At 71.5% G+C, this 19,949-nt stretch carries 18 protein-coding genes; 10 read left to right on the top strand and 8 right to left on the bottom strand.

Annotation, left to right across the window (positions count from 1 at the left end; all coding sequences use genetic code 11):
- Positions 1 to 493 precede the first annotated feature (493 nt).
- On the bottom strand, positions 494 to 1,693 hold the full coding sequence (locus tag LZ604_RS33040) for a bifunctional adenosylcobinamide kinase/adenosylcobinamide-phosphate guanylyltransferase (protein ID WP_234519755.1): 1,200 nt from the start codon (positions 1,691 to 1,693) through the stop codon (positions 494 to 496).
- A 113-nt stretch (positions 1,694 to 1,806) separates the two neighbouring features.
- On the opposite strand from LZ604_RS33040, the gene LZ604_RS33035 reads away from it, so the two are divergent.
- A complete protein-coding gene (locus LZ604_RS33035; protein ID WP_234519754.1) occupies positions 1,807 to 2,019 on the top strand; it encodes a hypothetical protein in 213 nt (70 codons plus the stop codon).
- Positions 2,020 to 2,073: 54 nt separating this feature from the next.
- Here LZ604_RS33035 and LZ604_RS33030 read toward each other — a convergent pair whose 3' ends face one another.
- From LZ604_RS33030 to LZ604_RS33020, 3 genes are all read right to left on the bottom strand, one after another.
- Entirely contained in the window at positions 2,074 to 3,141 is a 1,068-nt protein-coding gene (locus tag LZ604_RS33030; RefSeq protein ID WP_234519753.1) for a S1C family serine protease, read from the bottom strand.
- Positions 3,142 to 3,208: 67 nt separating this feature from the next.
- Positions 3,209 to 3,946, bottom strand: a complete 738-nt coding sequence (locus LZ604_RS33025; RefSeq protein WP_234519752.1) for a class I SAM-dependent methyltransferase — start codon at positions 3,944 to 3,946, stop codon at positions 3,209 to 3,211.
- 83 nt (positions 3,947 to 4,029) lie between these two features.
- Positions 4,030 to 4,629 (bottom strand): DUF3043 domain-containing protein, encoded by a 600-nt coding sequence (locus LZ604_RS33020; RefSeq protein WP_234519751.1) that lies wholly within the window; start codon positions 4,627 to 4,629, stop codon positions 4,030 to 4,032.
- Positions 4,630 to 4,957: 328 nt separating this feature from the next.
- On the opposite strand from LZ604_RS33020, the gene LZ604_RS33015 reads away from it, so the two are divergent.
- The 5 genes from LZ604_RS33015 (at position 4,958) to LZ604_RS32995 (ending at position 11,441) form a co-directional block, all read left to right on the top strand.
- Positions 4,958 to 5,755, top strand: a complete 798-nt coding sequence (locus LZ604_RS33015) for a PspA/IM30 family protein (RefSeq protein ID WP_234519749.1) — start codon at positions 4,958 to 4,960, stop codon at positions 5,753 to 5,755.
- 48 nt (positions 5,756 to 5,803) lie between these two features.
- Positions 5,804 to 6,082, top strand: a complete 279-nt coding sequence (gene pspAA / locus LZ604_RS33010; protein WP_234519747.1) for a PspA-associated protein PspAA — start codon at positions 5,804 to 5,806, stop codon at positions 6,080 to 6,082.
- A 21-nt stretch (positions 6,083 to 6,103) separates the two neighbouring features.
- Positions 6,104 to 7,426 carry a sensor histidine kinase gene (locus LZ604_RS33005; RefSeq protein WP_234519745.1) on the top strand — a complete coding sequence of 441 codons (1,323 nt, stop codon included), beginning with the start codon at positions 6,104 to 6,106 and terminating at the stop codon, positions 7,424 to 7,426.
- Between the two features lie 22 nt (positions 7,427 to 7,448).
- Positions 7,449 to 8,123, top strand: coding sequence for a response regulator (locus LZ604_RS33000; RefSeq protein WP_234519743.1), 675 nt, complete (start codon positions 7,449 to 7,451; stop codon positions 8,121 to 8,123).
- A gap of 210 nt (positions 8,124 to 8,333) precedes the next feature.
- On the top strand, positions 8,334 to 11,441 hold the full coding sequence (locus LZ604_RS32995; protein ID WP_234519741.1) for an efflux RND transporter permease subunit: 3,108 nt from the start codon (positions 8,334 to 8,336) through the stop codon (positions 11,439 to 11,441).
- Between the two features lie 89 nt (positions 11,442 to 11,530).
- Here LZ604_RS32995 and nadA read toward each other — a convergent pair whose 3' ends face one another.
- Complete coding sequence (gene nadA / locus LZ604_RS32990) at positions 11,531 to 12,715, bottom strand: quinolinate synthase NadA (RefSeq protein ID WP_234519739.1); 1,185 nt, start codon at positions 12,713 to 12,715, stop codon at positions 11,531 to 11,533.
- 347 nt (positions 12,716 to 13,062) lie between these two features.
- Between nadA and LZ604_RS32985 the strand changes: the two genes are divergently transcribed.
- Entirely contained in the window at positions 13,063 to 13,419 is a 357-nt protein-coding gene (locus tag LZ604_RS32985) for an iron-sulfur cluster assembly accessory protein (protein WP_055491910.1), read from the top strand.
- An 89-nt stretch (positions 13,420 to 13,508) separates the two neighbouring features.
- Here LZ604_RS32985 and LZ604_RS32980 read toward each other — a convergent pair whose 3' ends face one another.
- Together LZ604_RS32980 and LZ604_RS32975 are read right to left on the bottom strand one after the other, a co-directional pair.
- Entirely contained in the window at positions 13,509 to 15,071 is a 1,563-nt protein-coding gene (locus LZ604_RS32980) for a hypothetical protein (RefSeq protein WP_234519738.1), read from the bottom strand.
- 218 nt (positions 15,072 to 15,289) lie between these two features.
- Entirely contained in the window at positions 15,290 to 15,499 is a 210-nt protein-coding gene (locus LZ604_RS32975) for a hypothetical protein (RefSeq protein ID WP_234519735.1), read from the bottom strand.
- 135 nt (positions 15,500 to 15,634) lie between these two features.
- On the opposite strand from LZ604_RS32975, the gene LZ604_RS32970 reads away from it, so the two are divergent.
- Positions 15,635 to 16,609 (top strand): carbohydrate kinase family protein, encoded by a 975-nt coding sequence (locus LZ604_RS32970; RefSeq protein ID WP_234519734.1) that lies wholly within the window; start codon positions 15,635 to 15,637, stop codon positions 16,607 to 16,609.
- Positions 16,610 to 16,643: 34 nt separating this feature from the next.
- Here the strand turns inward: LZ604_RS32970 and LZ604_RS32965 are convergent, their stop codons facing one another.
- Entirely contained in the window at positions 16,644 to 18,020 is a 1,377-nt protein-coding gene (locus LZ604_RS32965) for a cysteine desulfurase/sulfurtransferase TusA family protein (protein ID WP_234519732.1), read from the bottom strand.
- 278 nt (positions 18,021 to 18,298) lie between these two features.
- Between LZ604_RS32965 and ctaC the strand changes: the two genes are divergently transcribed.
- Together ctaC and LZ604_RS32955 are read left to right on the top strand one after the other, a co-directional pair.
- A complete protein-coding gene (gene ctaC, locus LZ604_RS32960) occupies positions 18,299 to 19,258 on the top strand; it encodes an aa3-type cytochrome oxidase subunit II (RefSeq protein WP_234519730.1) in 960 nt (319 codons plus the stop codon).
- Positions 19,255 to 19,949 (top strand): cytochrome c oxidase subunit I (locus LZ604_RS32955; RefSeq protein WP_234519728.1); only part of this gene is annotated, 695 nt, incomplete at its 3' end. The genes ctaC and LZ604_RS32955, both read left to right, overlap by 4 nt.

The following is a 19,949-nucleotide window of genomic DNA, read 5'->3' as shown; positions in this document are numbered from 1 at the left end:
TCAGCCGGGTAGGGGCCGGGTCGCCGTCACCCGCGCGCACGCGGGCCGTCTCCGTCACCCACTTGGCGCCGGGCGGACCGCTGTCACCCGCGTTCACGGGCCGCCGCCGTCAGCCGCGTACGTGGGTCGGGTCGACGTCACCCGCGTACGCGGGCTGTCTCCGTCGGCCGGGTACGGGGCCGGGTCGCCGTCACCCGCGCGCACGCGGGCCGTCGCCGTCACCCACTTGGCGCCGGGCGGACCGCCGTCACCCGCGCACACCGGCCGTCTCCGTCAGCCGCGTACGTGGGCCGGGTCGCCGTCACCCGCGCACGCGGGCTGTCTCCGTCAGCCGGGTACGGGGCCGGGTCGCCGTCACCCGCGCGCACGCGGGCCGTCGCCGTCACCCACTTGGCGCCCGGCGGACCGCCGTCACCCGCGCACACCGGCCGTCCCCGTCAGCCGCGTACGTGGGCCGGACCGCCGTCACCCCCGCACACGCACCGGGCCGCCGTCACTCGCGGAGTGTCAGCGCCTGTCCGGCCACCACCAGCAGCACATGCTCGCACTCCGCCGCGAACGCCGCGTTGAGACGGCCGAGTTCGTCGCGGTAGCGGCGGCCGGAGGCCGTGGCCGGGACGATGCCGGAGCCCACCTCGTTGGAGACGGCGACGACCGTCCGGCGGGTCCCCCGCACCGCCGCCAACAGCTCCTCCACCCGTGTCCGCAGCGCCCGCTCACCGCCGTCCGCCCACTCCGCGTCGTCCCATGCGTCCACCGCGTCCATCGCGTCGGTCAGCCACAGCGACAGACAGTCGATCAGCAGCGGCGGCCCGTCCTCCCTCAGCAGCGGTACCAGGTCACAGGTCTCGGCGGTGCGCCAGGACCCGGGCCGCCGCTCCCGGTGAGCGGCCACCCGTTCCGCCCACTCCGCGTCCCCGCCCCGCGACCCGCCCGTCGCCACGTACAGCACGTCCGGGAACGCCTGAAGACGCCGCTCGGCCTCCACCGACTTCCCCGAGCGCGCCCCGCCCAGCACCAGCGTGCGCCGCGGCACGTCCGGAACCTCGTCGTACGCGCCCACGGCCAGGGTCGTCCCGTCCGGCACCGCCCGGGCTCCCGCCGCCGCGAGCCGCCGCCGCAGTTCCGCGCCCGGCGGTACGTCGTGGTCGAGGTGCACGGCGATGACATCGGTGGTCGGCCCGGCCGCCCCCACCGCCCGCAGCTTCGCCAGCGCGTCCGGCCGCCCCACCACATCGGCGACCACCATGTCGTACGGCTCCACCGGCACCTCGAGCCCCGCCGGCGCCCCGCCCGGCGGCAGATAGAGCAGCCGCAGCCCGTCCGGGCCCGTCACCGCATAGCCCGTGCCCGGCGCGTCCATCGCCAGTGCCCGTACCCGATGGCCGGTCAGCAGCGCCAACTCCCGCCCGTCCGGCACCCGTCCGGGCTGCGGCAGACCCGCCGGGACCTCCACCGGGGGCCCCTCGTGCGGATGCGTGAGCAGCACCTGGCGCACTCCGGCGAGCGAGTGCCCGGCGCGCGCGGCCGCGAACGCCGCACCCGGCGTCAGATCCAGCAGCAGCGTGCCGTCGACCAGCAGCGCGGTCGCCGCGCGCGCCTGAGGGCCGAGCGCACGCGCGCACGCCGCGCAGGGACAGTCGGGGCGGGGGAGTCCCGTGGGGGCACCGGTGCCGAGCAGAGTCAGTTCCACGGACCCGATTTTCCAGGGTCGCCGCAGGTCTTGCGCGTCCGGCTAGGCTCAGGACAGCGGCCGGACCAAGATCCGGCCTGTGCTCTGCATGTGCTCACATCTGGGAGGCGTACATGACGGCATGGACGTGGCGGTTCGAGAAGGCCGACGGGGCGGAGGTCCAGCCCGCGGTCACGCCCGAGGAGTTCACCACGCAGGGGGACGCCGAGTCATGGATCGGGGAGCACTGGAGGGAACTGCTCGATGGCGGCGCCGACCGGGTGTGGCTGTACGAGGACTCGACGAAGATCTACGGGCCCATGAGCCTGCACGCCGACGAGTCGTAGCCGGGGGCGCGAGGGCGGGCGAGGGCCGCACGGCCTCCGCCCGCCCCCGCGCCGCTACTGCTCGCCCAGGGTGATGCCGACCGTCCTGCGGGCGCCGTTGCGGGTGTAGGTGATGGTCGTCCGCTGTCCCGGCCGGTCGTCGGTGAGTGCCTCCGCGAGAGAGGTGACCGTGGCGATCCGCCGGTCACCCAGCCCGACGATGACGTCCCCGGTCTTCAGGCCCGCATTGTCGGCCGCGCCGCCCCGCCGGACTTCGACCACCGCGACCCCGATCGGCCGGGAGCCGCCGTCGACCACCGTGCGGCCGGTGATGTCGAGCGCGGCCCGTCCCGAGGCGGTGACCCGGCCGCTTTTGATGATCTGGTCGGCGATCCTCTTCACCTGGGACGCCGGGATGGCGAAGCCGATGCCCGGGGCCGCGCCGTTGCCGCCGAGTTCGGGGTCGATCGCGGCGAGCGTGGGGATGCCGATGACCTGGCTGTTCAGGTCGACGAGTGCGCCTCCGCTGTTGCCCGGGTTGATCTCCGCCGAGGTCTGCAGCATGTTCGCGAGGGTGGCGCCCGGGCCTGTCTCGCTCTGCTCCCTGACGGTCCGGCCGGTCGCCGACACGATCCCCTCGGTCACGCTCGACGACAGCCCGAGCGGGGATCCCATGGCGAGCACGATCTGCCCGACCTCGACCTTGGCCGAGTCGCCGAAGACGGCCGGCCGCAGGCCCGACGGCACCCGGTCCAGCCGGATGACGGCGAGGTCCTGCTGCGGGTACGAGTAGACGAGGCCGGCGGTGAGCACCTCCTGGCTGTTGGCGGTGGTCACCTTGAAGGTCCTGTGATTGCCCACCACATGTGCGTTGGTGACGATGTGTCCCTTGCCGTCGTACACCACGCCGGACCCCAGTGCGTCACCGGCCTGGATCTGCACCACCGACGGCAGCACGTTCCTGATGACGCGCTGATAGTCGCTCTGCAGGTCGTTGGCCTTCGTGGGGGAGGGCGCCACGGCGCTGGTCGCGCCCTTCTTCCCGGCCGGCGCCCCGGCGTCGGTACAGCCGACGGGCAGGACCAGGCACCACAGGAGCAGCGGAACGCACCGCCGAACGGCACGGTTACGGGAAGCGTCCATGCCCCGAGTCTCTCCTCGGGGGGACCCTCCGGCTCTTTCTGCGCATCCGAACGAGGCCGGGCCCCGCTCAGCCGCGCACCCCGCACAGATGCAGCAACGCGGCCACGCCCCGGTACGGATCCGTGCGCCCCGCCCGTTCCTCCGCGGCCAGCAGGTGCTCCAGGTCCGCGGGAAGCGGTGCCTCATCGGGCGCCGTGTCCGTGAAGACCCGCACCCCGTACCAGGCGTGCAGGGGCGCCCCGATACCGGCGAGCGTCGCGGTCAGCGCCGCCAGCCGGTCGGCCCGTACGGCAAGGCCCAGGCGGGATGCGGGTCCCCCCGCTCCAGCGGAGTCGGGAGTGAGGGGATACGCGGTCGTGTCGAAGGAGGCGAGCGCCGTGTGCCAGTCCCCGGACAGCCCCGGCCGCATCGCCGGCGCGTCCCCGTTCCGTACGAGCAGCGACAGCAGTCCCCCGGGCGCCAGCATCCGCGCCAGCCCCGCCAGCAGCGGATCGGGCTCGTCCACGTACATGAGCACCCCGTGGCACAGCACGACGTCGAAACTGCCCGGCAGGAAGTGCACCCCCGTGTCGCGCCCGTCCCCCTCGATGATCCGCACCCGCTCCCGGATGCCCTCGGGCTCCCCGGACAGGGCCTGACGAGCCACGGCGATCATCCTCGGGTTCTGCTCGACCCCGGTGACCCGGTGCCCGGCCCGGGCCAGGCGCAGCGCCTGGGTGCCCTGGCCCATCCCCACGTCGAGCACCCGCAGCCGCTGCCCGACCGGGAACCGCCCGGCTATCTGCTCGTCGAGCTGCCGGGCCACCAGCTCCTGGCGTACGACATCGCGCAGACCGCCCAGCCTGTCCGGCCGGGTATCCGCCGCCTCCCCGGTGACGGGCTCCGCGCTCAGGGCCGCTCTCCGCGCTTGACCTGCGGCTTCGGCAGCCGGAATCGGCGTACCTGCAGGGAGCGCATCAGCGCGTAGGCGACCGCGCCCTTGGTGTTCTGGCCGGCGAAGCGCTCGCTCAGCCGCTTGCGCAGCCGGAACCCGGACAGGGCCGAGTCGAGCACGATCAGCACGATGACGACGAGCCACAGCAGCAGCGCGATGTTCTGCAGCGCGGTCACCTTCACCAGGCTCAGCGCCAGGATGATCACGGCCATCGGCAGGAAGAACTCCGCGACGTTCAAGCGCGCGTCGACGTAGTCGCGGGCGAACTTGCGGACGGGGCCCTTGTCCCGCGCCGGCAGATACCGCTCGTCACCGCCGGCCAGCGCCTGGCGCTGCTTCTCCATCTGCACGCGGCGCTCCTCGCGCTGCCGCTTGGCGGCGTCCTTGCGCGTCGTCGGCGTGCTGGCGACGCTGCGCCGCTGGGCCTGGGCCTCACTGCGCTTGGGCGTGGGCCGGCCCTTCGGGGCCTGCGGGTTACGGGGCTGCTTGGAGTCGGTCACCGGCGCCTTGTCGGCGACCTGGGCCTTCTCTTCCTTGGCACGGCTACGGAACACAAAACCCAAGGGTACGGTGTCCCGCGCATGGACCCCAGCCCGATGGGGAACGATCCGGCAACGCCGGTCGTCTGTACTGGGACAGAGGGGCCTGAAAAGGAAGACCGCCGCCGTTCTTCCGCGAGGCGGCCCAGGGACACACGGAGTCACCCCGTACGCAACCTCGGGGGACACCTACTCCCTACGCCGGAGCGGAAGACCACGCAGTCGTCCTTGCGGATGACCGCATCCGTTCCCGAACAGTGCGGTAATGGATGCAGGGCCCGTACTGTGGGTCCTGTCGCAGTGCTGTGAGCCGGAGTCCGTCAGAAGGGGGCGCGCGAAGCCCATGAGCGGTGTCATGAAGCGTATGGGGATGATCTTCCGCGCGAAGGCGAACAAGGCCCTTGACCGGGCCGAGGACCCGCGCGAGACCCTCGATTACTCGTACCAGAAGCAGCTGGAGCTGCTCCAGAAGGTGCGCCGCGGAGTCGCGGACGTGGCGACCAGCCGCAAGCGCCTCGAACTCCAGCTCAACCAGTTGCAGCAGCAGTCCTCCAAGCTGGAGGACCAGGGCCGCAAGGCGCTCGCGCTCGGCCGTGAGGACCTGGCCCGTGAGGCGCTGTCCCGGCGCGCCGCGCTCCAGCAGCAGGTGACGGACCTGGAGACCCAGCACCAGACCCTTCAGGGCGAGGAGGAGAAGCTGACGCTGGCGGCCCAGCGCCTCCAGGCGAAGGTGGACGCCTTCCGCACCAAGAAGGAGACCATCAAGGCGACCTACACGGCGGCCCAGGCCCAGACCCGGATCGGCGAGGCGTTCTCCGGTATCTCCGAGGAGATGGGCGACGTCGGCCTGGCGATCCAGCGCGCCGAGGACAAGACGGCCCAGCTCCAGGCCCGCGCCGGCGCGATCGACGAACTGCTGGCCTCCGGCGCCCTGGACGACCCCTCCGGTATGGCCAAGGACGACATCCAGGCCGAGCTGGACCGGCTCTCCGGCGGTACGGACGTGGAGCTGGAGCTTCAGCGCATGAAGGCCGAGCTGGCCGGCGGGTCGTCCGACCAGCGGCAGGCGCTCGAAGGCGGCACGGGCCAGGGACAGTCCCAGTCCCAGCCGCAGGACACCCCCCGCTTCGACAAGCAGTGACGTTCGGTAACGCCGTCATCCACGGGTCCACATCGTAAGGAGGCCCACATGATCGTACGGATCATGGGGGAGGGGCAGGTGAAGCTGGACGACGCCCACTTCACCGAACTGAACAAGCTGGACGACGAGCTGATGCAGGAGATGCAGAGGGACGACGAGCAGGGCTTCCGCCGTACCCTCAACTCCCTCCTGGACGAGGTCCGCCGTCTGGGCACCCCGCTTCCGGACGACTCCCTGGAACCGTCGGAGCTGATCCTGCCGTCGCCGGACGCGAGCCTCGCGGAGGTCCGCGAGATGCTGAACGACGACGGCCTGATCCCGGGCTGAGGGATTCGGCACCGACAGCCCGTGAGCACGCTGGAACGCACCCGGTGCCGCATCCGCGCGCATCCCCTCGCCCTGGACGCCGCCCTCGCCTTCGGCGTCCTGGTCTGCATGGTGGCCGGCTCCTTCGTCGACCCGCACGGCGAACACGGCGCCACCTGGAGCACGCGCAGCCCGGCCGTGCTCAGCCTCACGCTCATGGTGCTCGGCGCGGCGGCGCTCGTGCTGCGCCGCCGGGCGCCCTTGCCCGTCCTCGCCGTCACGGGTGCGCTCTCCCTCGTGGAACTCCTCACCGCCGACCCGCGCGCCCCCGTCGCGATGTCCGCGGTCCTCGCCCTCTACACCGTCGCCGCCACCACCGACCGCCCCACCGCCTGGCGCGTCGGCCTGCTCACCATGACGGTGCTCACCGGCGCCGCCATGCTCTCCGGGCCCCTTCCTTGGTACACCCAGGAGAACCTCGGCCTCTTCGCCTGGACGGGCATGGCCGCGGCCGCGGGTGACGCCGTCCGCAGCCGTCGCGCCTTTGTGCACGCCATCAGAGAGCGCGCCGAACGGGCGGAACGCACGCGTGAGGAGGAGGCCCGCCGCCGGGTCGCCGAGGAACGGCTGCGCATCGCCCGGGACCTGCACGATGTGGTCGCCCACCACATAGCACTGGTCAATGTGCAGGCCGGGGTCGCCGCGCATGTCATGGACAAGCGCCCCGACCAGGCGAAGGAGGCCCTCGCCCACGTCCGCGAGGCCAGCCGCTCCGCGCTCAACGAACTGCGCGCCACCGTCGGTCTGCTGCGGCAGTCCGGCGACCCCGAGGCACCCACCGAGCCCGCCCCCGGTCTCGCCCGTCTCGACGAACTCGCCGACACCTTCCGCAACGCCGGCCTCCCCGTGGAGGTCGCCCGCGCCGACCACGGCACCCCCTTGCCCGCGGCCGTCGACCTGGCCGCGTACCGCGTGATCCAGGAGGCCCTGACCAATGTGCAGAAGCACGCGGGCCGGACGGCGAAGGCCGAGGTCAGCGTGGTGAGAGTGGGGCCCCGCGTGGAGATCACCGTCCTCGACGACGGAACGGGCGAGGACGCCGTGCCCGAAGACGACGACGGACAGACCGGACGCACGGGACACCCGGAAGGCGGCGGACACGACGGGCATCCCGGAAGCGACGGGCATCCCGGACGCGGCGGGCATCCCGGAAGCGGCGGCCACGGACTGCTGGGCATGCGGGAACGGGTCACCGCCCTCGGCGGCGCCCTCACCACCGGTCCCCGCTACGGAGGCGGCTTCCGGGTCCATGCGATCCTGCCGCTCAAGACGCACACGACGACGGCTGCCGGGGAGAACGTGTGACCGCCGCCCAGGGAGGGCCCGTATGACCATCCGTGTCCTGCTCGCCGACGACCAGGCGCTGCTGCGCAGCGCCTTTCGGGTCCTCGTCGACTCGGAGCCGGACATGGAGGTGGTGGGCGAGGCGTCCGACGGCGCGGAGGCGGCCCGGCTGGCCGCGGAGCGGCGCGCCGACGTGGTCCTCATGGACATCCGGATGCCCGGGACGGACGGTCTCGCCGCCACCCGTCTGATCAGCGCCGACCCCGCCCTCGCCCAGGTCCGGGTGGTCATCCTGACCACCTTCGAGGTCGACGACTACGTCGTGCAGTCGCTGCGTGCCGGGGCGTCCGGCTTCCTCGGCAAGGGCTCCGAGCCCGAGGAACTGCTGAACGCCATCCGGGTCGCGGCGGGTGGCGAGGCGCTGCTGTCCCCCGCCGCCACCAAGGGGCTGATCGCCCGGTTCCTGGCCCAGGGCGACGACGGGCGCGACCCGGCCCGCTCCGACCGGCTCGGCACCCTGACCGTCAGGGAACGCGAGGTGCTCGTCCAGGTCGCCGGCGGCCACTCCAACGACGAGATCGCCGAACGGCTGGAGGTCAGCCCGCTGACGGTGAAGACGCACGTCAACCGGGCCATGGCCAAGCTGGGCGCCCGCGACCGGGCCCAACTCGTCGTCATCGCCTACGAGTCCGGGCTGGTACGGCCGCGGGCGGACTGACCGGCGGGGCGAGGCCCGAGCGCGGCGCCGGCCCGCTACATCCAAGGGTGGAGTGCGCTCCACCGGGCCGTACTGCGCCCGTAGTAGGTGCCTGTCGAGGAACGGGACCTCGGGGCGACGGAACCGCGCCCGCCCATGCCTCAAGGTGTAGGGGCGGGCGCTCACTGCGCCCCGAACCCTCCGCTCAGCCACAGAGAGAGACGCCGACCCATGTCCTGGCTGTCACGCTTCAGCCTCGCGCAACGGGCCCTGATAGCGCTGATGTCGATCGTCGCGCTCGTCTTCGGGGCGATCGCCATCCCCCAGCTCAAACAACAACTCCTGCCCACCATCAACCTGCCCGTCGTGTCCGTCCTGGCGCCTTACCACGGCGCGTCTCCCGACGTGGTCGAGAAGCAGGTCGTCGAGCCCCTCGAGAACAGCCTGAAGGCGGTGGACGGCCTCAAGGGCGTCACCTCCACGGCGAGCGAGGGCAACGCCGTCATCAGGGCGTCGTTCGACTACGGCAACAACACCAAGCAGCTCGTCGCCGACGTCCAGCAGGCCGTGGGCCGGACCCGGCTGCCGGACTCGGTCGACCCCCAGGTCATCGCCGGTTCGACGGACGACATCCCGGCCGTGGTCCTTGCGGTCACCTCCGGCAAGGACCAGCAGGCCCTGTCCGACCAGCTCGACAAGACGGTGGTGCCCGCGCTGAAGGGCATCGACGGGGTCGGCCAGGTCACCGTGGCCGGTGTGCGGGACCTCCAGGTCACCGTCACGCCCGACGACGCGAAGCTCGCCCGGGCCGGACTCACCCCGGCCGCCCTCGGCCAGGCACTGCAGGCGGGTGGCGCGACGGTCCCCGCGGGCTCCTTCGACGAGAACGGCGGCAACCGCACGGTCCAGGTCGGCGGCGGCTTCACCTCGCTCGCGCAGATCGAGGACCTGGGGGTCACGCCGGGTGCCGGGAAGAAGCCCGTGCGCCTCGCCGACGTCGCCACGGTCCGGCAGGAGGAGGCCAAGGCCGACTCCCTCACCCGCACCGACGGCAGGCCCAGCGTCGCCGTGAACATCACCATGGACCACGGCGGCAGCGCGGTCGCCATCTCGAACGCCGTCAAGGACAAGCTGCCCGGCCTGCGCAAGGACCTCGGCTCCGGAGCCAGGATCACCGTGGTCAGCGACCAGGGCCCGGCGGTGTCGAAGTCCATCCACGGTCTGACCACCGAGGGCGCGCTGGGCCTGCTCTTCGCGGTCCTGGTGATCCTGGTCTTCCTCGCGTCGCTCCGCTCGACCCTGGTCACCGCGGTGAGCATCCCGCTCTCGGTCGTGCTGGCCCTGATCGTGCTGTGGACGCGCGACCTGTCGTTGAACATGCTCACCCTGGGCGCGCTCACCATCGCCATCGGCCGGGTCGTCGACGACTCCATCGTGGTCCTGGAGAACATCAAGCGGCACCTCGGCTACGGCGAGGAGCGGCAGACGGCGATCCTCACCGCGGTCCGTGAGGTGGCCGGCGCGGTGACCTCGTCCACGCTGACCACGGTGGCGGTCTTCCTGCCGATCGGCCTGGTCGGCGGCATGGTGGGCGAGCTGTTCGGCCCGTTCTCGCTGACCGTGACGGCGGCCCTGCTCGCCTCGCTGCTGGTGTCCCTGACGGTCGTGCCGGTGCTGTCGTACTGGTTCCTGCGCGCGCCCAAGGGCGGGTCCGGGGACGCGGCCGAGGCGCGCCGCGCGGCGGAGGAGAAGGAGGCGAGGAGCCGTCTTCAGCGCTTCTACGTGCCCGTGCTGCGCTTCGCGACCCGCCGCCGCCTCACCAGCGTGGCCATCGCGGCGGTGGTCCTGGTCGGCACCTTCGGCATGGCGCCGCTGCTGAAGACGAACTTCTTCGACCAGGGGGAGCAGGAAGTCCTCAGCATCAAGCAGAAGCTGAAGCCGGGCACGAGCCTGGCGGCGACGGACGAGCAGGCCGAGAAGGTCGAGAAGATGCTCTCCGGGGTGAAGGGCGTCAAGGACTACCAGGTGACGGTCGGCTCCTCCGGGTTCATGGCCGCCTTCGGCGGTGGCACCGACACCAACCAGGCGTCGTACACGGTGATGCTGGACGGCTCGGCGAAGTACGAGGATGTGCAGAACCGCATCGAGGACGGCCTGGCGAAGCTGTCCGGGATCGGCACGACCACCGTGGCGGCCGGGGACGGCTTCGGCAGCCAGGACCTGAGCGTGGTCGTCAAGGCGGCCGACCCGGACGTGCTGCGCAGGGCGTCGGAGCAGGTCCGCGCCCAGGTGGCCCAGCTGAAGGACGTCACCGACGTGACCAGCGACCTGGCGCAGAGCGTGCCGCGCATCTCGGTCGCGGCCGACTCCCGTGCCGCCGCGGCCGGTTTCGACGACCAGACGCTGGGCGCGGCCGTCGCCGAGGCCGTCGGGGGCACCACCGCAGGCAAGGCGGTCCTCGACGACACCGAGCGCGACGTCGTCATCAGGGCGGCGAAGCCGGCGACGACGCTGGAGCAGCTGAGGAACCTCCGGCTGGGCCCGGTGCGGCTGGCCGACGTCGCGACGGTGAAGCTGGTGGACGGCCCGGTGTCGATGACCCGGATCGACGGTCAGCGGGCCGCGACGATCACGGCCCGTCCGACGGGTGACAACACCGGTGCGGTGAGCGCGGACCTCCAGTCGAAGATCAACGCGCTGAAGCTGCCGGCGGGTGCGTCGGCGGAGATCGGCGGTGTCTCGCAGGACCAGAGCGACGCGTTCAAGAACCTGGGGCTGGCGATGCTGGCCGCGGTGGCGATCGTGTTCATGCTGCTGGTCGCCACGTTCCGCAGCCTGGCCCAGCCGCTGATCCTGCTGGTGTCCATTCCGTTCGCGGCGACGGGCGCGATCGGTCTCCTGGTCGCCACGGGCACCCCGATGGGCGTCCCTGCGCTGATCGGCATGCTGATGCTGATCGGCATCGTGGTGACCAACGCGATCGTGCTGATCGACCTGATCAACCAGTACCGCAAGCAGGGCCTCGGCGTGGTCGAGGCCGTGGTCGAGGGCGGCCGGCACCGGCTGCGCCCGATCCTGATGACGGCCCTGGCCACGATCTTCGCGCTGCTGCCGATGGCCCTGGGCATCACCGGCGAGGGCGGCTTCATCGCTCAGCCGCTCGCCGTGGTGGTGATCGGCGGCCTGGTCACGTCGACCATGCTGACGCTCCTGCTGGTTCCGACGCTCTACGCCATGCTGGAGCTCCGCAAGGAGCGCCGGGCGAAGAAGAGGGCGGCGAAGCGGCAGAGCAGGGACGAGGACACGGCCCTGAAGCCCGTGGAGCCCGCGGGCGTGTAGCACGGATGACAAAGGGGCCGACCCGCACCTGGTGCGGGCCGGCCCCTTCGCCGTGGTGAGGAGGCAGGACCACGGGATCGGACGCGGTCCTACGGCAGCGCCAGCATCCGCTCCAGCGCCAGCTTCGCGAACGCCTCCGTCTCCTGGTCCACCTCGATCCGGTTGACCAGGTTGCCCTCGGCCAGCGACTCCAGCGCCCACACCAGGTGCGGCAGGTCGATGCGGTTCATCGTCGAGCAGAAGCACACCGTCCTGTCGAGGAAGACGATCTCCTTGCCCTCCGGCGCGAAACGGTTCGCCAGCCGCCGGACGAGGTTCAGCTCCGTGCCGATGGCCCACTTGGAGCCCGCCGGAGCGGCCTCCAGCGCCTTGATGATGTACTCGGTCGAGCCCACGTAGTCGGCGGCGGCGACCACCTCGTGCCTGCACTCCGGGTGCACCAGCACGTTCACCCCGGGGATCCGCTCCCGCACGTCGTTCACCGAGTCGAGGTTGAAGCGGCCGTGCACCGAGCAGTGACCCCGCCACAGGATCATCTTCGCGGCGCGCAGCTCCTCGCCGGTCAGCCCGCCGTTCGGCTTGTGCGGGTTGTAGACCACGCAGTCGTCCAGCGACATGCCCATGTCCCGCACCGCGGTGTTGCGGCCCAGGTGCTGGTCCGGCAGGAACAGGACCTTCTCACCCTGCTGGAACGCCCACTCCAGGGCCCGCCTGGCGTTCGACGAGGTGCAGATCGTGCCGCCGTGCTTGCCCGTGAAGGCCTTGATGTCCGCGGAGGAGTTCATGTACGAGACCGGTACGACCTGCTCGGCGATCCCGGCCTCGGTCAGCACGTCCCAGCACTCGGCGACCTGTTCGGCGGTCGCCATGTCGGCCATGGAGCAGCCGGCCGCCAGGTCCGGCAGGACCACCTTCTGGTGGTCGGACGTCAGGATGTCCGCCGACTCCGCCATGAAGTGCACACCGCAGAACACGATGTACTCCGCCTCCGGGCGGGCCGCCGCGTCCCGGGCCAGCTTGAAGGAGTCGCCCGTGACGTCGGCGAACTGGATGACCTCGTCGCGCTGGTAGTGGTGGCCGAGCACGAAGACCTTGTTCCCGAGCTTCTCCTTGGCCGCGCGGGCGCGCTCGACCAGGTCGGGGTCGGAAGGAGAGGGCAGGTCGCCGGGACACTCGACGCCCCGTTCGCTCTTCGGGTCGGCCTCACGGCCGAGCAGAAGGAGGGCGAGGGGCGTCGGCTGTACGTCGAGCTCCTGGGTCTGGGCGGTGGTCACGACACGCACCCTTTCTGTTCTGCGGCTCGCCACCCGGAAGAAGGTGGCGGGACATGCGGGACAAGCCTTTTCGTCGAATTGACGCTATCTATCATAACTGCTTCACGTCAGTTTGACGATGGCCATAGTGTCGATGTGACGTGAATCCCGGCCCGGTGTCCCGGCCGTCCACCCCAGGGCGCGGCGGTGTCACCCGGGTCGTCCACAGGCCGCTGTCCGCGTTCCGGCGCATGTGCGAGCATGAAGGGGGAAGCGCAAAGAAACGCGCCCCGGCCCGGAATGAATCCGCGGCCACGCCGGTTGCACCCGTCGGCAAGCAGTCTCCGTACAACCCGGGAGAGATGTAGATGTCCGTACAGGACGAGACCACCACCGTCACCGACGGCATCATCCTGACCGACGCCGCCGCGGCCAAGGTCAAGGCCCTGCTCGACCAGGAAGGCCGTGACGACCTGGCGCTGCGCGTCGCCGTTCAGCCGGGCGGCTGCTCCGGTCTGCGCTACCAGCTCTTCTTCGACGAGCGCTCGCTCGACGGCGACGTGGAGAAGGACTTCGGCGGGGTCAAGGTCGTCACCGACCGCATGAGCGCTCCGTACCTGGGCGGCGCCACCATCGACTTCGTCGACACGATCGAGAAGCAGGGCTTCACCATCGACAACCCGAACGCGACGGGTTCCTGCGCCTGCGGCGACTCCTTCAGCTGAGCCGGCATCACCACCGGTGATCCCGCTGTACACGAAGGCGGCGTCCCCCTCCGACGGGGACGCCGCCTTCGTGCTGCCACGGACCGCCGTCACCGTCCGGGCGTCGGTCCCGTCCCGCCCGAGGACGCCCCCGGCAGCGTCTCCGCCGTCTCCTCGGGGATCGGCCTGCCGTCCGAGCCCACCACCCGGCGGTCCCCGAGCGGCGCCTTGAGGCGCAGCGTCTCGTGGTACATCATCGCGACCATGGCGCAGACCCTGCCCTGCCGGGGCGTCTCGGTGACGGTCACCGTCACCCGGTCGGACTCCTCGCGTACGGACGCCGCGTAGTCGGCGCACACCCCGCCCTCGTAGGCGATGGTGAGGTCCCGGCCGTCGGCCGTGTAGCCCAGCACCTTCACGTCACGGTGCGTGGGCGCGGGGGAGGGCCGGCTGCCCGGCTCGCTCGTCGACGGGCTCGGCCGCGGGGCCGGCGTCCCGCTGGGCTGCCCCGGCGACCGCGGTGCGGTCAGATACCGCGGGTCGACCGCGGGATACGTCACGGTGAAGCGACCGCCGTTCCCCGAGGCCCCCGCAGCCCGTACCTCGAACAGCCACGACGGCACCAGCACGGCCTTCCCGCCCGACGCGTGCACGGCCAGTCCGAACACCGCCCCGGTCACGGACACCGACGCCCGCTGCGGCGTGGACGCTCCCGCCCTGCACGGCGTCTCGTCCCGGTCCTTGACCGGTACGGGCCCCGGGCAGCCGCCGATGCCCTTGCGGCCGTAGGACGACGGCGCGCCGTTCATCAGGTCCAGCGTCTTCCTCGCGCCGAGCACGGGATAGGTGGCGCCCTTGACCGGTGCCACCAGATTGCCGCTGCCGCCGATGACCTTGCCCTCGGAGCCGATCCGCAGTCCGGTCGTCCAGCCGTGCGTCGGCAGCCCGCCCACCTCCGGTTCGGCGTTCACCACCCGCACCCGGTCCATCAGCTGGGACGCGTCCAGCTTCGCGTCGTCCTGGCCGACCGCCTTCAGTACGGGAGCGGCCGCCCGCTTCGCCGCCTCCTCGCTCACCGGGCCCGGCCGCGCCCCCATCATCCCGGGCCCGCCGGGCCGGCACGTCTTGCCCCGGGGGCAGTTGTCGGTGCCCGGCACATAGGAGCTGAACGTCCATGTGCCCGGCGCGTCCCTGTTGACCCGCAGATTCGGCTCCGAGCCGTCCTTCACCGCCCCCACCTGCCAGGTGCCGCCGACGAGCCTCGGTGTGCCGCTGAGGTCCAGGGCCTTTGCGAGCCGGGCCACCTCCTCCCGCGTCACCCGGCCCTTCGCCCAGTACACCGGTGCCGACTTCGGTCCGTCGGGGAGCGTGCCCCGCACGGTGTACGTGGTGCCGTAGGGGTTGGGCTCGCCCACGGCGATCCCGGGGGTGGTGCCCTCGCCGGCCCCGTCGAGGGCCAGCGCCGGGGGAGTGCCGTCGCCGCCGGGCGAGGGGGAGCCGTCCGGTCCGCCGGACACGCTCGCGGCGAGGAAGGCCCCGCCGCCGCCGACGAGCAGAACCGCGGCCGCGACCGAGGCGATCACCGCGGGGGAGCGCCGCCGTGGCGCGGCACCGCCCGTGTCCTCGGTGACGTCGGGTGCGCCGTTCGTGTCGTCGGGTCGCTCGGTGCTCACCGCATCGCTCCTTCGGCTCCACTGCTGTCCCGGAAGGCCCCGCCGTACCCCGAAGGGGCACACAGGAGTCGTATCCCGCCTCCCCGCGACGGGGGACGGCAATGGGACGCGATGGGGGAGCGCACGGTTCCCTCGCGAGCGCCGGACTCCTCGAGGCGCCGGTCTCCTCGAGGCGCCGGTCTTCCCAAGGCGCCGGGCCGGCTCCCGGAGGCGGCCGGTCAGTCCCCGTAGTCGGACATCGCGTCGAGCAGGCGCGCCGAGGCGGCCGGCACCCGCACACCGTGGATCAGGGACGGGGAGACCGGCCGGGAGACGCTCTTGTCGGGCGCGGCCCAGTGCGGGACCATCCGGGCGCAGTCGCCGCGCAGCGCCGCCATGTCTCCGTCCGGGTCGAGCGGGCCGGTGTTGTGGAACTCGAGGTTCGTCATAGCGGCAACCGTAGGCACGCTCGAGCTGACGAAGAAAGATCTACTATCGGGTAGTTTCGCCTGCTTCGTTGGGCCCGGTCGACCGGGTAGCGTGAACTGTCAATCCCCCCTCCTCCACAGGAGCGTGTCCTCGCCGTGCGTATCGCAGTCACCGGCTCCATCGCCACCGACCACCTCATGACCTTCCCCGGTCGTTTCGCCGATCAGTTCGTCGCGGACCAGCTGCACACGGTCTCGCTCTCCTTCCTGGTCGACCGCCTCGACGTACGCCGGGGCGGGGTGGGCGCGAACATCGCGTTCGGTATGGGACAGCTCGGCACCCGGCCGATCCTGGTCGGCGCGGCGGGCTCGGACTTCGACGAGTACCGGGCCTGGCTGGACCGGCACGGGGTGGACACGGCCTCCGTCCGTATCTCCGACACCCAGCACACGGCCCGCTTCGTCTGCACCACCGATGCCGACCACAACCAGATCGGCTCCTTCTACACCGGCGCCATGAGCGAGGCCCGGCTCATCGAACTCAAGACGGTCGCCGACCGGGTCGGCGGCCTCGACCTGGTGCTGATCGGCGCCGACGACCCGGAGGCGATGCTGCGCCACACCGAGGAGTGCCGCTCCCGGGACATCCCCTTCGCCGCGGACTTCTCCCAGCAGATCGCGCGGATGGACGGCGACGAGATCCGGATACTGCTGGACGGGGCGACCTACCTCTTCTCCAACGAGTACGAGAAGGGGCTCATCGAGAACAAGACGGGCTGGACCGACGCCGAGATCCTGTCCCGGGTGGGCCACCGGGTGACCACGCTCGGCTCACGGGGCGTGCGCATCGAGCGGTCCGGCGACGACCCGATCGAGGTCGGCGTGCCCGAGGAGACGGCCAAGGTGGACCCGACGGGCGTCGGCGACGCCTTCCGCGCGGGCTTCCTGTCGGGCCTCGTCTGGGACGTTCCGCTGGAGCGTGCGGCCCAGGTCGGCTGCATGCTCGCGACCCTGGTCATCGAGACCCTGGGCACCCAGGAGTACCAGCTGCGCCGGGCCCACTTCATGGACCGCTTCACCAAGGCGTACGGCGACGAGGCCGCGGCGGACGTCCAGGAGCACCTGGCCTGACCGCGGGCCACGCCCCGGGGACCGGGCGCACGTCCTAGGAGAGCCGGCGGACCAGATAGGCGGAGCCCTGCTCCGCCGGCTCCTCCCCCACGTACCGCTGTCCCCGCATCTCGCACCAGGCCGGGATGTCGAGGCGGGCCGCCTCGTCGTCCGACAGGACACGCACCGTGCCGCCCACCGGGACGTCCCCGATGACCTTCGCCAGCTCGATCACCGGGATCGGGCACCGCTTGCCGAGGGCGTCGACGACGAGGGCGTCCTCGTGCGCGGCCGTCCGCGGAGCCGGCGCGCCGAGCTTCTCGCGCACCGCCGCCACCACGCCCGGCAGTACCGAAAGGAACCGGTCGACTTCCTCGGCCGGCGTCCCCGGTGGCAGCGACACCCGGACGTTGCCCTCGCTCAGCACCCCCATCGCCTTCAGGACATGGCTCGGGGTCAGCGTGCTGCTCGTACAGGACGATCCCGAGGAGACGGAGAAGCCCGCACGGTCCAGCTCGTGCAGCACCGTCTCCCCGTCGACATAGAGACAGGAGAAGGTGACGATCCCGGGCAGCCGCCGGACCGGGTCGCCCACCACCTCCACATCGGGGACCAGCTGCGGCACCCGGGCCCGGATCCGCTCCGTCAGCTCTCGCAGCCGGGCCGCCTCCTCGGCCGCCTCCGCCCGCACCGCGCGCAGCGAGGCCGCGGCCGCCACGATCGCCGGGATGTTCTCGAATCCGGCCGCGCGCCCCGACTCCCGCTCGTCCACGGGCCCTTGGGGCGCGAATCGCACCCCTTTCCGTACGACGAGAAGCCCGACACCCGAGGGTCCGCCCCATTTATGCGCACTCGCCGTCAGCAGCGACCAGTCGCCTTCCACCGGTCCCCAGCCCAGCGACTGCGCCGCGTCCACCAGCAGCGGCACCCCGGCCGCACGGCACACGCCGGCCACCTCGGCCACCGGCTGCACCGTGCCCACCTCGTGGTTGGCGGACTGGAGGCAGGCCAGCGCCGTGTCCGGGCGCAGCGCCGCCCCGTACGCCTGCGTACCGGCGACGCCCGACCGGGAGACCGGCACCCGGGTCACGGTTCCCCCGTCGGCCTCGAACTCCTCCGCCGAATGGAGGACAGAGGAGTGTTCGACCGCGGACACGATCAGGTGACGCCCGACCCGGCGGCGGCCGGCCAGCGCCCCCTCGATCCCGGAGTGCACCGCCCGCGTGCCCGAGGGGGTGAACACCAGCTCGTCCGGACGGCAGCCCACCGCCTCCGCGGCCGCCTCGCGCGCGGCGTCCAGCAGCATCCGCGCCCGGCGTCCCTCGCGGTACAGCCGGGCGGGGTCGGCCCACCCCTCGTCGACGGAGGCCAGCAGGGCCTGACGGGCGACGGGGTGCAGAGGAGCGGCGGAGGCGGCGTCGAAGTAGGACACACCGCAACGCTAACTCCTGCGAAACGAGCGGTCCCTCGCAGCGGCCGAAGAGCCCCTCGGGAGCGGCCGAAGAACCCGTCAGGAGGGGCCCCCGACCGGGCATTCCCTCCCTTCGGGGTGACCGGCGGCGCGTTGGGCACCCTCCCCGCGCGGCCCCAAATGGCGTCCAGTAGGGTTTGGTCCGCATAAACATCAAACCCTGCCCGACGCAGGACGGCGACCGACCAGCGAGAAGGCCGCAGCCAACCGCGCGGGCGAGACTCTCGGGAAGGCGCTACGTGAGTCCCAACGGCTCCGACCGCTCGCCGCGGCGCCCGATGCGGCGGAAGCTGCTGCAGGCACTGACCGCGGGCCTGGTCCTGGCGACCGCTACCGGTTGCACATACAAGGACTTCCCCCGCCTTGGTATGCCCACCCCGACCACGGAAGAGGCTCCGCGGATCCTCTCCCTGTGGCAGGGCTCCTGGGCTGCCGCGCTCGCCGTCGGCGTGCTGGTGTGGGGCCTGATCCTGTGGAGCGCCATGTTCCACCGGCGCAGCCGCACCAAGGTCGAGGTTCCTCCGCAGACCCGGTACAACATGCCGATCGAGGCGCTGTACACGGTGGTCCCGCTCATCATCGTCTCGGTGCTCTTCTACTTCACCGCCCGCGACGAGTCGAAGCTCCTCAGCCTCGACAAGAAGCCCGACGTCACCATCAACGTCGTCGGCTACCAGTGGAGCTGGGGCTTCAACTACGTCACCCCCGTCAGCGGGGTGACCGGTGACGCCAAGACCGATCCGAACCTGAACGCGATTCCGGACCGGTACAAGAACGACTTCCCGGCGAACGCCGGCGGCGTCTACGACTTCGGCACGCCGGGCACGCGGAACCCGCAGAACAACAACCCCGGTCCGACCCTCTGGCTCCCCAAGGGCAAGACGGTCCGCTTCGTCCTCACCTCGCGCGACGTCATCCACTCCTTCTGGGTGCTGCCGTTCCTGATGAAGCAGGACGTCATTCCGGGCCACACCAACGCCTTCCAGGTGACCCCCACCATGGAGGGCACCTTCCGCGGCAAGTGCGCCGAGCTCTGTGGCGTCGATCACTCCCGAATGCTGTTCAACGTGAAGGTCGTCTCGCCCGAGCGCTACGAGCAGCACCTCAAGGACCTGGCGAAGAAGGGGCAGACCGGTTACATCCCCGCGGGCATCGCGCAGACGAGCCACGAGAAGAACCGGGAGACGAACAACCTGTGAGCATCCTCAACGAACCCCAGGGTGCCGCCGCAGCTGCTGGCTCATATGAGAACGAGCTGCCGGTCAGGCGCAAGAATCCCGGCAACGTCGTCGTCAAGTGGCTGACCACCACCGACCACAAGACGATCGGCACGCTGTATCTGGTCACGTCGTTCGCCTTCTTCCTCATCGGCGGCGTCATGGCCCTGCTCATGCGCGCCGAGCTGGCCCGTCCGGGCCTGCAGATCATGTCGAACGAGCAGTTCAACCAGGCGTTCACGATGCACGGCACGATCATGCTGCTGATGTTCGCGACGCCGCTGTTCGCCGGTTTCGCGAACTGGATCATGCCGCTGCAGATCGGCGCCCCCGACGTGGCGTTCCCGCGGCTGAACATGTTCGCCTACTGGCTCTACCTGTTCGGCTCGACCATCGCGGTCGGCGGCTTCCTCACCCCGCAGGGCGCGGCCGACTTCGGCTGGTTCGCCTACAGCCCGCTGTCGGACGCGGTCCGCTCGCCGGGCATCGGCGCCGACATGTGGATCATGGGTCTGGCCTTCTCCGGCTTCGGCACGATCCTCGGCTCGGTCAACTTCATCACCACGATCATCTGCATGCGCGCGCCGGGCATGACCATGTTCCGTATGCCGATCTTCGTGTGGAACGTGCTGCTGACCGGTGTGCTCGTCCTGCTGGCCTTCCCGGTCCTCGC

Origin of the sequence: Streptomyces glomeratus (assembly GCF_021462825.1) — a bacterium.
GTDB classification, from domain to species: domain Bacteria; phylum Actinomycetota; class Actinomycetes; order Streptomycetales; family Streptomycetaceae; genus Streptomyces; species Streptomyces glomeratus.
Note: the sequence above shows the minus strand (reverse complement) of the source record. Positions and strands in the feature narration are given on the sequence as shown.

Coding starts and splice junctions, on each gene's coding strand:
- LZ604_RS33030 (WP_234519753.1), bottom strand. CDS start 3,141: ATGGACGCTTCCCGTAACCGTGCCGTTCGGCGGTGCGTTCCGCTGCTC.
- LZ604_RS32995 (WP_234519741.1), top strand. CDS start 8,334: ATGTCCTGGCTGTCACGCTTCAGCCTCGCGCAACGGGCCCTGATAGCG.
- LZ604_RS33015 (WP_234519749.1), top strand. CDS start 4,958: ATGAGCGGTGTCATGAAGCGTATGGGGATGATCTTCCGCGCGAAGGCG.
- LZ604_RS33035 (WP_234519754.1), top strand. CDS start 1,807: ATGACGGCATGGACGTGGCGGTTCGAGAAGGCCGACGGGGCGGAGGTC.
- pspAA (WP_234519747.1), top strand. CDS start 5,804: ATGATCGTACGGATCATGGGGGAGGGGCAGGTGAAGCTGGACGACGCC.
- LZ604_RS32985 (WP_055491910.1), top strand. CDS start 13,063: ATGTCCGTACAGGACGAGACCACCACCGTCACCGACGGCATCATCCTG.
- LZ604_RS33000 (WP_234519743.1), top strand. CDS start 7,449: ATGACCATCCGTGTCCTGCTCGCCGACGACCAGGCGCTGCTGCGCAGC.
- LZ604_RS32975 (WP_234519735.1), bottom strand. CDS start 15,499: ATGACGAACCTCGAGTTCCACAACACCGGCCCGCTCGACCCGGACGGA.